We start from the raw sequence: 11,692 nt of genomic DNA on the forward strand, positions 1-11,692 counted from the left end.
ACCGCTTCCTGGAGGATCTCCGTGTCTTGGCTCTACGGGCAGACCTGGCTCTGGTACCTGCTGGCGTTCCTGGTCGGCGTCCTGCTGGCCTGGCTGCTCCTGGTGCGACCGGCCGGGCGGCGGCTGCGCGGGACCGAGCAGGGCCGCCCGGCCGCGGCGAGCGGTGACCGGGAGACGGCGGCGCCCGCCGCCGCGCCCGCCGCGCCGCGCGGGGAACCGGCGGTCGACGACGCCGTGACCGAGCAGATCCCCGCCGTCGACCCGGCGCTGAGCACCCTCGACACCGCCCGCTCGCGCCCCGACCTCACCAAGGGCGCCACCGCGGCGGGCCTCGGGGCGGCCGGCCTCGGGGCAGCCGGGGCGGCGGTGGCCGGGGGCGCGGCGGACCGGGACGACGCGTCCGCCGCGGAGACCACCACCGAGATCCCCCGCGTGTCGGCCGACGACGACACCCGCGAGATCGACCTGTCCGGCACCGAGGCCACCGCCGTCATCCCGGTCGTCCCGGCCACCGATCCCGAGGCCACCACGGTGATCGGGCACCCGGCGGCCGCCCCGGACCCCGCTGTCCCGCACCCCGCCGCCCCGCACCCGGCCGACGACCCGACCGCGGTCCACCCGACGGCTCACGACGCCGCGGCCGACGGCACCCCCGACGACGGCGCCGGCACCCCTGCGGCCGACACCCCAGCGGCCGACACCCCAGCGGCCGGCCACACCGCCTCGCCGGACAGCGGCACGGACGGGACCGCCACCGGTGGGGCCGAGGGCCACGGCGCCGACAGGGCGGACGGTGGTGATGCCGCGCCGGAGCAGGGTGCTCCGACCGGGGAGGAGTCCTCGGTCGAGGAGGGCGCCACCTCCGGCGGCGGGGGCGGCGGGGCGGCCGTCGGTGCGGCCGCGGTCGGGGCCGCCGCGGTCGGCACGGCCGCCGCCACCGCCGGTTCCAGCACCGCCGGTTCCAGCGCCGACGACGCCGGATCGGCGCGCGCCGACACCGACGGCTCCGGGTCGCAGACCACCGGCCCCGCGGTCGCCGGGGGTGACCCGGCTGCCACGGAGTCGGCTGACACCGACACCGATACCGGCGCGGCCGATGCCGGCGCAGCCGACCCCGATGCCATTGCCACCCACGACTCCGCGAGCGACACCGCAGCCGCCGCCGACCCCGGTCCGGCCGACCCCGAACCCGCCGACCCCGCCGACCCGGACGACGCCCACCCCACCGACGCCCCCTTCGGCCCGGGGTCGGTGCGGGCGACCCCGGAGGGCACGTCCCCGGACCCGGCGTTCGGGATCAAGGGCAACGTCGACACGATGCGTTACCACGGCCGCACCTCGCCCTACTTCGACCGGACCCGCGCCGCGGTGTGGTTCCGCACCGCCCGCGACGCGGAGCAGGCCGGGTTCGTCGCCTGGAACACCCGCGGCCGGATCCCCCGCTCCCCCGCCGTCCCGGCCACGCCGCAGGGGTTGCTCGGCGCACCGGACGACGACGGCGGGGCCGGGGCCCGGTAGCGGTCACACCCGGCCGGTTCCCCGGGTCGGCGCTGCCGCTGGAGGGGGGCGCGGCCCCGCCCCCGGAGCACACGGTCAAGGGGAACGCCGACTCGATGCTCTACCACACCACCGACTCGCCCCACTACGGACGCACGACGGCCGAGGTGTGGTTCACCAGCACCGATGACGCCGAGGCAGCCGGTTTCACGCACTGGCGGCGACGCCCCCGGTAGCCCCGGCGGGCCGGGAGGAGCCCTCCTAGACTTCGTCGCGTGCCGGACGACGCGGGCGGAGACGTGATCACCTGGGTGAGCGACCCGGCCGGGGCCCGGACCGCGCTCGCCCCGGCCTGGCACAGTGCCACCGGCGCCGACCCCCGCGGCGACCTGGGCGACGGCTGGCAGCGCCGCCTGCACCCCGACGACCTGCCCGGCTACCTCGCCCGCACCGCGGCCGCCCGGGCCGCGGGCCGGGGCTGGACGGAGACCTTCCGGCTGCGGCACACCGGCGGCACCGAGCAGGCCGCCCGGGAGCACGCGGTCGCCGCGGGCGGCACGTGGACCGGGGTGGTGCTGCCCGACACCGACGGTCACCGTCCCGGCACGGCCGGCGCCGCGTTCCGGCTGCTGGCCGAGCACGCCGACGACGTGATCGCGCGCCACGCACCCGACGGCACCTGGTCGTGGGTCTCCCCGTCGGTGCGGCGGGTGGCCGGGTACCGGCCCGACGACATCGTCGGCCGGCACCCGCGCGACGTGGTGCACCCCGACGACGCCGCGGCGCTCGACCGTGCCCTGGCCAGGCTCACCGACGACGAACCGGCCGGGCTGACGCTGCGGCTGCGCCACGCCGACGGCACGCACCGCTGGTTCGCCCTGCACGCCCGACGGGTCCGCGATGCCCGCACGGGGGCCGTCGAGATCCACACCTCCACGCGGGACGTCACCGAGCAACTCCTCGCGCAGGAGGAGCTGGCGCGGTTCCGCGGCCTCGCCGACCGGGCCGCCGACCTGATCGTCATCGCCGACGCCGACGGTGCGGTGCGCTACCTCAACCCGGCGGGCCGGGAGATGCTCGGCCTGCCAGCCGACCGTCCGCCGGGCGGGTTGACGATGGCCGCCACGGTCGCCCCGGCGGACCGCAAGCGCTTCGACGGCGTGCTCGCCGAGGTCGACCGGTCCGGGGCCTGGTCCGGCTCGATGCGGCTGGTCGACACCGCCGGGATCGTCATCCCGGTCTGGCTCGCCGCCGCGGCCCACCCCGACCCGCGCGGGCGCACCGCGTTCTACTCCGCGGTCGCCCAGGACCTGCGCGAGCGTCGCGGGGGCGAGCCCGCGTTGCAGGCCGAGCGGGAGCGCTACCGGCTGCTGGTCGCGCAGGCCCCCGTGGGCATCTGGGTCGCCGACCGCACGGGCGCCACCACCTTCGCCAACGACCACATGACCGAGATCACCGGGCGGGAGGTCGACGGGCTGGCCGGCGTCGAGCACATCCACGCCGAGGACCGCGCCGCCGTCGCGGCGAGCTGGGGCGCGGCCGTCGACGGCGGGTACGCCTGGCGGCAGGAGTTCCGGGTGCTGACGCCCGGGGGCGAGGTGCGCACCGTCACCTCCACGGCCCGGCCCCTGCACGACGCCGTCGGGTCCGTCACCGGGTTCCTCGGCACCACCACCGACGTCAGCGAGCAGCGCGCGGCCGAGCGGGAGCGCCGCGAGGCGGCGGGGCAGCAGGCCGCCCGCCGCGCGTCCGACACGGCCGCGGCCCGGTTGCGGGCCATGGTCGGCGGCCTCACCGCGGTGGTGTGGGAGGCCGACTGGGACCCGGCGGTCGGGCTGCGCTTCACCTTCGTCTCCGACCGGGCCCACGAACTGCTGGGGTACCCCGTCCGGCGCTGGCTCGACGACCCGGGGCTGTGGCCCTCGCTGATCCATCCGGCCGACCGGGCAGCCGCGCTGGCGACCACCGCGGAACGCACCGGGGGCGGGCACGACCACGACCTCACCTACCGCGCCTGCACCGCCGACGGCCACACGGTGTGGCTCCACCAGGTCGTGCACGTCGCCCGCGACGACACCGGCGACGGCACGGCCCTGCGCGCGCAGGGGCTCACCGTCGACGTCACCGAGCAGCGGCGGGCCGAGCGCTCCTCGGAGATCCTCGCCGAGACCGGGCGGCTGATGGCCGAGGCAGGGGCCGCCGAGGAGAAGCTCGACGCGCTGGTCCGCCTCGTGGCCGACGACTTCGGCGACGTCGCGGTCGTGTCGCTGGCCGGGCCCGACGGGTTGCTCCGCCGCGTCGCCGTCTCCCGCCCCGCGGACCCGGCCGTCGAGCGCGACCTGCTGCTGTTCCCGCCGGCCGCGCCCCACCCCGACGTGCGGGCCGCCGACGGCCCGGTGTCGTCGACCGGCACCACGGCCGTCGACGACCACCCGGCCCTGACGGTGCCGCTGCGCATCGAGGGCCGCTTCGGCGGCGTCCTGTCCTTCCTCGCGCTCGGCCCGGCCCGCCTCCACGACCGCACCGATCTCGTGCTGGCCGAGGAGCTCGGGCGCCGCACGTCGCTGATGCTGGAGTCCGACCGCAGGCGGACCCGCGAGCGGCACCTGCAGCGGGTCACCGCCGACCTCGCCACCGCCGACACCGTCGACGAGGCCGGGCGCCGGCTCGTCGGACGGCTGCGCGACATCCTCGGCGCACGGGCCGTGAGCGTGTACGTGGCCGACGCGGAGCAGGGGCTGCTGCGGCGCGTGCACGCCGTCGGGCGCGCCGACGACCCGCTCGACCGCTACGACACGGTCCTGCGCCTCGACGGCGACACGCCGTTCTCCCGGTCCGCCCGCTCGGGCACCGCCATCTGGCTCGGCGACCGGCCGGGCGGGTCCGCGGCGGCGGTGCTGCCGCTGCGCTCCGGTTCGGTCGTCGTGGGGGTGGTCGGCCTGGCGTTCCCGACGCCGCGCACCTTCCCGCCCGACGAGCGCGCGTTCGCACTGGCCCTGGCCGCCCAGGCGGCCCCCGCGCTGGAGCGCGCCGCCGCGGCCGACGAGCGCCGCATGATCTCCGAGACCCTGCAGAACAGCCTGCTGCCGCCGACCCTGCCCGAGCTGGACCGCCTGTCGCTGGCCGCCCGCTACCTCCCCGGCGCGCAGGGCACCCGCGCCGGCGGCGACTGGTACGACGTGCTCCCGCTCCCCGGCGGCCGGGTCGCCATCGCCGTCGGCGACGTGGTCGGGCAGGGCAGCCGGGCCGCGGCCGTCATGGGGCAGCTGCGCAGCGCGCTGTCGGCGTACCTGCTGGAGGGCCACGCCCCGGAGGTGGCGGTGGGACACCTCGACCGGTTCGCCCACCGGGTCCCCGGCGCCGCCGGCAGCACCGTCACCTGCCTGGTCCTCGACCCGGCCGACGGCACGGTGGCCTGGGCCCGCGCCGGTCACCCGCCGCCGCTGGTGCTCGGGCCCGACGGCGCGCGGCTGCTGGAGGACGCCACCGGCACCGTGCTCGCCGTGCGCGGCAGGCCGCCCTACGTCGCCGGCTCCGCCCGGCTCGCCCCCGGCGACAGCATCGCGCTCTACACCGACGGGCTGGTGGAGCGCCGCGGCGAGGTCGTCGACGACGGGCTGGAGCGACTGTGCGCGGCCGGGGAGAAGGCCCACCCGCTGCCGCCCGCGGAGCTGGCCGAGGCGTTGCTCGCCGCGGGCCTCGACGACGGGCCCTCCGACGACGTCGCGCTGATCGTCGCCCGCCTGACGCCGCCGCCGCTGAGCCTGGACCTGCCCGCGGCCGGCGACGAGCTGCGCGGGCTGCGCCACACCGTCGCCCGCTGGGCCGCCGAGATCGGGCTCGACCCCGACGAGTCCTACGACCTGCAGCTCGCGCTCGGCGAGGCCGCGGCCAACGCCGCGGAGCACGCCTACCGCGGCGCCGCCGAGCCGGGCCGGATGCAGGTCCACCTGGCCCGCCGCGGCGCCACCCGGATCGCCGTGTCGGTCCGCGACGGCGGCCGGTGGCGCCCTCCGCCCGCCGACCGCGGGCACCGGGGGCGCGGGCTGCAGCTCATCCGGGAGATCGGCGACGACGTGCACCTGCACCACGACGCCGACGGCACCACGATCCGGTTCACCGTGCCCGCCGTGCCCCGGCGGCCCGACGCCCCGGCCGCCGCGACCGAGCCCGACGAGGCCCCGGCCGGCCCGACGAGCCTGCGGACGCGCCGCACCCCCGACGGCGAACGGCTCGCCGTGCTGGGCGACCTCGACCCCGCGGGCGCCGACGCGGTCGGGCCCGGGCTGCTGGCCGCGGCCCGCTCCGGCGGCATCGGGCCGGTGCTCGACCTGCGCGGCGTCGGCCACCTCTCCGGGGCCGGGATCGCGCTGCTCGCCGCGGTCGTCGACGCCGCGACGGAACGGGGACGGGCCCCGCACCTGGACGCCGGGCACTCCGGGGTGGTCCACCGCGCCCTGGAGCTGGCCGGGCTGCCGACCGGGCCGGTCAGTCGAACAGCTCCGGCTGCTCAGCGATGATCCGCTCGCGGATCGGCTGGAACTGGAACCACCCGGCGAACTCGTAGCCGACCTGCCCGCGGGTCAGCTCCGCCTCCTCGTGCGGGATCCGGCGGGGCGGCCTGCCCAGCCCGGCGGCCGCGGCGTAGGCGTCGAGCTGGCAGCGGGCCGTGCGCTCCAGGGTGAGGAACCACCAGGCGGCACTGTCGACGCTGGCACCGACGGTGAGCATCCCGTGGTTGCGCAGGATCACCGCCTTGTGCGGCCCGAGCGCGGCCCCGATGCGGCGCCCCTCCTCGGGGTCGAGGACGACGCCGGTGAAGTCGTCGAACACGCCCACGTCGTCGTAGAAGGCGCAGGCGTCCTGCGTGAGCGGCTCGATGCCGACCTCCAGGCTCGACAGCGTCTTGCCGGCCGGGCCGTGGGCGTGCGCGGCGGCCAGCACGTCGGGCCGGGCCGCGTGGACGGCGCAGTGGATGGCGACCGCGGCCCCGTTGACCGCCCGGTCGCCCTCCACGACCCGGCCGTCCTCGTCGACGCGCACCAGGTCGCTGCTGCGGATCATCGCGAAGTGCATCCCGAACGGGTTGACCCAGAACGTGTCGGGCTCGGCCGGGTCGCGGACCGTGATGTGCCCGGCGACGCCCTCGTCGAGGCCGGCCCGGCTGAACATGCGGAAGGCCACGGCCAGCGTGGCCTTGCGGTGCGCCCGCTCCTCCTCGACGGAGTCGAACCGCGGCGGGCTCGCCATGTACAGGCCCCGGCCGTCGGCCCCGGTCGTCGCGGCGGCCGCCGGTGGCGTGGTGGTCGTCATACGGCCCAGTGTGCACGCCCGCCCCGACATGATCGAGGATCGCCGGGATGAACCGGGACGGGTGGGCGCGCTGGGGCCTGCTCGTCGGGCTCACCGCGGCGCTCACCCTCGTGATCGCCGCGTTCGGGGTCCCGTCCCCCGCCCTGTTCGCCGGGCTGCTCGTCGCCGCGGGCCTGGCGCTGGCCGGGCGGGCACCCGGCGACGTCCCGGCCGGCGCAACGGGCGCCGCCCAGGCCGTCATCGGGGTGGTGATCGGCCTGCTCGCGCGCCCGGGGACCCTCGGCGCGGTCGCGCAGAGCTGGCTGCCGGTCCTGCTCATCGCCGTGGGCACGCTGGCGGTCAGCATGGGGGCGGGTCTGCTCATGGGGGTGCGCCGCGACGTCACCCTGCTGACCGGGATGCTCGCCCTCACCGCGGGCGGGGCCTCCGGGCTGGTCGCGGTGGCCCGCGAGCTGGGCGGCGACGAGCGGCTCGTCGCCGTCGTGCAGTACCTGCGGGTCGGGATCGTCACCGCGACGATGCCGGTCGTGGCCGCGCTGGCGTTCGAGGCGACGGTCACCGGCGGGGCCGGGCCCGGGGCGGGTCCGGGCGCGCCCTGGTACGTCGACCTGGGATTCCTCGCCGTCTGCGTCGCGGCCGGCCTCGGCATCGCCCGGGTGACGCGGGTGCCCGCGGGCGGGCTGCTCGGGCCGATGGCGGTGGCGCTCGCGCTCGGGCTCGCCGGCGCGACGTTCGGCGCGGCCCCGCCCGCGCTCGTCGTCGAGATCGCCTACGCGGTGATCGGCTGGCAGGCCGGCGTCCGCTTCACCCGGGCCGCGCTGCGCACGGTGCTCGGCGCGCTCCCCCTCGCCACCGCCCTGATCGCGGCCGTGATCGTCGCGTGCGCCGGGCTGGGTCTGCTGCTGTCCTCGCTCACCGGCGTCACGCCCCTGGAGGGTTACCTCGCGACCACCCCCGGCGGGGTCTACGCGGTGCTCGCCACCGCCATCTCCGCAGGTGGCGACGTCACCTTCGTGGTGGCCGTGCAGGTGATCCGGGTGGTCCTCATGCTGCTCGTCGCGCCGCTGCTGGCGCGGCTGGTCGGGCGCCGCGGCGACGTGTGAACGCCCGCCGGGCGGGGTATGCGGTGATCACGGTCCACGAACCCACGAGGAGGCCCACATGGGTACCGACGACAAGATGGACAACAAGGCCCAGGAGCTGACGGGCAAGGTCAAGGAGGGCGTCGGGCGCGCCACCGACGACGAGAACCTCGAGGCCCAGGGCCGCAACGACCAGGCCAAGAGCAACCTCAAGCAGGCCGGCGAGAAGGTCAAGGACGCGTTCAAGAGCTGAGCCGCGCGCACCCCACGGGCCCCGGTCGTCACGACCGGGGCCCGATTCGTGCGCGCGAACCGTCGGGGGTCCCGGCTAGCGTCGGGGCCATGACCGCGATCGCCACCTTCGCCCTCGTCGCGCTCGACTGCCCCGACCACTTCGGGCTCGCCCGCTTCTACTCCGCGATCACCGGGTGGGAGCTCGACCGGGAGCCGCCCGACGGGCCGTCGCCCGACGACCCCGACGCCGACTGGGTGCAGCTGCGCGCCCCCGGCGGCGGGGCCACCATCGCCTTCCAGCACGTGCCCGACCACCGGCCCCCGCAGTGGCCCGGCACCGAACACCCGCAGCAGGCCCACCTCGACTTCGACGTGCCCGACCTCGACGCCGCCGAGGAGCGCCTGCTCGCCATCGGCGCCCGCAAGCACGAGTTCCAGCCCGGCACCACGTTCCGGGTCTACCTCGACCCGGCAGGGCACCCGTTCTGCCTGGTGCAGACATGAGCGACGAGATCACCACCCTGGAGCAGCTCGACGAGCTGATCGGCGTCCCGCTGCCCTGGATCGCCGACAAGGCCCGCGACCGGCTCGACCCGATCGACGTGGAGTGGATCGGCAGCTCACCGTTCTGCCTCGTGTCCACGAGTGCCGCCGACGGCACCTGCGACGTCTCCCCCAAGGGCGACCCGGCCGGGTTCGTCCGCGTCCTCGACGACCGCACGATCGCGATCCCGGAGCGGCCGGGCAACCGCCGCATCGACGGCTACCGCAACATGGTCACCAACCCGCACGTCGGGCTGCTGTTCCTGGTGCCCGGCCGCACCGACACGCTGCGCGTCAACGGGCGGGTGCGGGTGGTCCGCGACGCGCCGTACTTCGACGACATGATCGTGAAGGGGCACCGCCCGATCCTGGCCGCCGAGGTCACGGTGCAGGAGATCTTCTACCACTGCGCGAAGTCGTTCCTGCGCTCCCGCCTGTGGCAGCCCGAGCACTGGCACCCCGAGCAGCTGCCCTCGCGCGCGGAGATCGTGCAGGCCCTCGAGCGGAGGTCCGACTCGCTCGAGGAGGTCCGCAGCTACTACGAGAGCCCGTCCTACGCCGACGGGCTCTACCGGCAGAACCTCTGAGGCGCGTCCCGCACCGGATCGATCAGGGCGCGTCCCGCACCGGATCGATCAGGGCGCGTCCCGCACCGCGTCCAGCCGGGCCCGCGCCGCCGCCGGGTCCGGCGTGCGGTCGCGGCCGGCGCCGTCGAGCAGCGCCACCGCGTCGTCGACGGCCCGGCGCAGGCGCCCCACCTCCGCCGCCCGCAGCGCCAGCTCGGTGTGCATCGACCACAGGTCGACGAACACCGCCACCTTCGACCGCAGCACCCACGGGTCGAACGGCTTGGTGATGTAGTCGACCGCGCCCGCCTGGTAGCCGCGGAAGGCCAGGTGCGGGTCGTAGTCGACGGCGGTGAGGAACAGGATCGGGATGTGCCGGGTCCGCTCGCGCTGCTTGACGTGCCCGGCGGTCTCGAAGCCGTCCATGCCCGGCATGTGGGCGTCGAGCAGGATCACCGCGTAGTCGCCGGTGAGCAGCCGCTTGAGCGCGTCCTCGCCGCTGGTGACCGACTCGATCTCGATCGGCAGCCCCTCCAGGATCGCCTGCAGCGCGAGCAGGTTCTCCCGCCGGTCGTCGACAGCCAGCACCCGCGCGATACTCATGTCGCCTCCGAGGGAGAGAGCACGTCGGCGGTGCTCATGTCACCTCCGAGGGAGAGAGCACGTCGGGGGTACTCACGACGCCACCCCTCTGCGCGCCTGCACCCACGAGCCCATCAGCACCAGCAGCTCGTCGAGGTCGACGGGTTTGGTCACGTAGTCGGTGGCGCCCGCAGCCAGGCTGGACTCGCGGTCGCCCGGCATCGCCTTCGCCGTGAGGAACACGACCGGGAGGCCGCGGCCCTGCGGCAGGGCGCGGATGCGTCGGGTGGTCTCGTTGCCGTCGATGTCGGGCATCATCGCGTCCATCAGCACGACGTCGACATCCGGGTGCTCGGTGAGCATCGCGATGCCGTCGTGGCCGTTCTCCGCGTACAGCACCGTGAGCCCGTGCAGCTCCAGCGCGCTGGTCAACGCGAACACGTTGCGGACGTCGTCGTCGACGATCAGCACCGTGACTCCGTCGAGGCCCGGGACCGGCCGGGTGGCCGCGCCGGAGGCCGCGCGCAGGATCGGCGAGCTGCGGGCCGGGCGCGCCCCCTCCCCCGACGCGGGCGGTTCCGGCGGCCCGCCGGTGCCCCGCGGCGCGATCCGCGCCGTCGAGGTGACGGCCGGCAGCTCGTCGGGCAGGAACAGCGTGAACTCCGACCCGACCCCGACCTCGGAGGACACGTCGATGCGCCCGCCCAGCAGGCGCGCCAGCTCCTTGCTGATCGACAGCCCCAGGCCCGTGCCGCCGTACTTGCGGCTCGTCGTGCCGTCGGCCTGCTGGAACGCCTCGAAGATCATCGAGAACTTGTCGTCCGGGATGCCGATGCCGGTGTCGCGCACCGAGAACGCGATGACGTGGCGGGCCCCGTCCAGCGGCGGCACGCCGTAGAGGGTGCCCGAGGGCGCCCGCGACATCGTCAGCGTCACCGAGCCCGCGTCGGTGAACTTCATCGCGTTCGACAGCAGGTTGCGCAGGATCTGCTGGAGCCGCTGCGCGTCGGTGGTGATGGTGGCGGGCAGGTCGGGCCCCGTCTGCACCCGCAGCTCCAGCCCCTTGTGGTCGGCCTGCGGCCCGAACGCGTGGGTCACGTGGTCGCGGACCTCGCCCAGGTCGACCACCGCGGAGTCGACGTCGACCCGCCCGGCCTCGATCTTGGACAGGTCGAGGATGTCGTCGATCAGCGCCAGCAGGTCCGAGCCGGCCCCGTGGATGGTGGAGGCGAACTCGATCTGGCGGGCGGTGAGGTTGTCGTCGGCGTTGTCGGCGAGTACCCGCGAGAGCAGCAGCAGCGAGTTCAGCGGCGTGCGCAGCTCGTGGCTCATGTTGGCCAGGAACTCCGACTTGAACTGGTTGGCCAGCGCGAGCTGCTGCGCCTTCTCCTCCACCCCGCGCCGGGCGGCGTCGATCTCCATGTTCTTGATCTCGACGTTGCGGTTCTGCTCGGAGAGCTGCTCGGCCTTCTCCTCCAGCTCGGCGTTGGCCCGCTGCAGCTCCGACGACTGGTCCTGCAGCTCGGTGGCCAGGCCCTGGCTCTGCGCGAGCAGCTCCTCGGTGCGCCGGTTGGCCTGGATCGTGGCCAGCGCGACCCCGACCGCGCCGACCAGGCGCTCCAGGAACGCCAGGTGTAGCGCCGAGAACGGGGTGACCGACCCGAACTCGATGACGCCGAGCGACTCGCCCTCGAACGGCACCGGCAGCACCACCACCGCGCGCGGGGCGGCCTCCCCCACGCCGGAGCGGATCGGCAGGTAGCCCTCGGGCACGTCGGTCATCAGCACGGTCTCACCGGTGGACGCCGCCTGCCCGACCAGCCCCTCGCCCGAGCGCACCGCCACCGGCGGGTCGCCGACGGCCATCCCGTACCC

Annotated in this window: 10 protein-coding genes; 7 read left to right on the plus strand and 3 right to left on the minus strand. The window is 76.1% G+C overall.

Going from position 1 to position 11,692, the window contains the following annotated elements:
• The first annotated feature begins 21 nt into the window (after positions 1-21).
• The 3 genes from PHY01_RS26150 to PHY01_RS02510 are packed head-to-tail and all read left to right on the plus strand — an operon-like array spanning position 22 to position 6,017.
• Positions 22-1,518: a sunset domain-containing protein gene (locus PHY01_RS26150; RefSeq protein ID WP_170183605.1), complete on the plus strand. Its 1,497-nt coding sequence runs from the start codon at positions 22-24 to the stop codon at positions 1,516-1,518.
• Positions 1,519-1,550: 32 nt separating this feature from the next.
• Positions 1,551-1,733, plus strand: coding sequence for a sunset domain-containing protein (locus tag PHY01_RS28345; RefSeq protein WP_502266621.1), 183 nt, complete (start codon positions 1,551-1,553; stop codon positions 1,731-1,733).
• 39 nt (positions 1,734-1,772) lie between these two features.
• The gene (locus tag PHY01_RS02510; protein WP_141276550.1) at positions 1,773-6,017 is read left to right on the plus strand and encodes a PAS domain-containing protein; all 4,245 of its coding nucleotides are present in this window, start codon (positions 1,773-1,775) and stop codon (positions 6,015-6,017) included.
• Here the strand turns inward: PHY01_RS02510 and PHY01_RS02515 are convergent.
• On the minus strand, positions 5,986-6,810 hold the full coding sequence (locus PHY01_RS02515; protein ID WP_141276552.1) for a class II aldolase/adducin family protein: 825 nt from the start codon (positions 6,808-6,810) through the stop codon (positions 5,986-5,988). The genes PHY01_RS02510 and PHY01_RS02515 overlap by 32 nt on opposite strands.
• A gap of 47 nt (positions 6,811-6,857) precedes the next feature.
• On the opposite strand from PHY01_RS02515, the gene PHY01_RS02520 reads away from it, so the two are divergent.
• The 4 genes from PHY01_RS02520 (at position 6,858) to PHY01_RS02535 (ending at position 9,256) form a co-directional block, all read left to right on the plus strand.
• Entirely contained in the window at positions 6,858-7,913 is a 1,056-nt protein-coding gene (locus PHY01_RS02520; protein ID WP_141276554.1) for an AbrB family transcriptional regulator, read from the plus strand.
• 58 nt (positions 7,914-7,971) lie between these two features.
• Positions 7,972-8,145 (plus strand): CsbD family protein, encoded by a 174-nt coding sequence (locus tag PHY01_RS02525; RefSeq protein ID WP_141276556.1) that lies wholly within the window; start codon positions 7,972-7,974, stop codon positions 8,143-8,145.
• 89 nt (positions 8,146-8,234) lie between these two features.
• Positions 8,235-8,630, plus strand: coding sequence for a VOC family protein (locus PHY01_RS02530; RefSeq protein ID WP_141276557.1), 396 nt, complete (start codon positions 8,235-8,237; stop codon positions 8,628-8,630).
• On the plus strand, positions 8,627-9,256 hold the full coding sequence (locus PHY01_RS02535) for an MSMEG_1061 family FMN-dependent PPOX-type flavoprotein (RefSeq protein WP_141276559.1): 630 nt from the start codon (positions 8,627-8,629) through the stop codon (positions 9,254-9,256). The genes PHY01_RS02530 and PHY01_RS02535 overlap by 4 nt, the downstream gene beginning before the upstream one ends.
• A 48-nt stretch (positions 9,257-9,304) precedes the next feature.
• On the opposite strand, the gene PHY01_RS02540 is transcribed toward PHY01_RS02535, so the two are convergent.
• Both PHY01_RS02540 and PHY01_RS02545 read right to left on the minus strand, forming a co-directional pair.
• Positions 9,305-9,838 carry a response regulator gene (locus PHY01_RS02540; protein WP_141276561.1) on the minus strand — a complete coding sequence of 178 codons (534 nt, stop codon included), beginning with the start codon at positions 9,836-9,838 and terminating at the stop codon, positions 9,305-9,307.
• 72 nt (positions 9,839-9,910) lie between these two features.
• Positions 9,911-11,692, minus strand: a 1,782-nt coding sequence (locus PHY01_RS02545) for an ATP-binding protein (protein ID WP_141276563.1), incomplete at its 5' end; no start/stop codon positions are given.

This window comes from Pseudonocardia hydrocarbonoxydans, from assembly GCF_006539565.1.
Lineage (GTDB): Bacteria > Actinomycetota > Actinomycetes > Mycobacteriales > Pseudonocardiaceae > Pseudonocardia > Pseudonocardia hydrocarbonoxydans.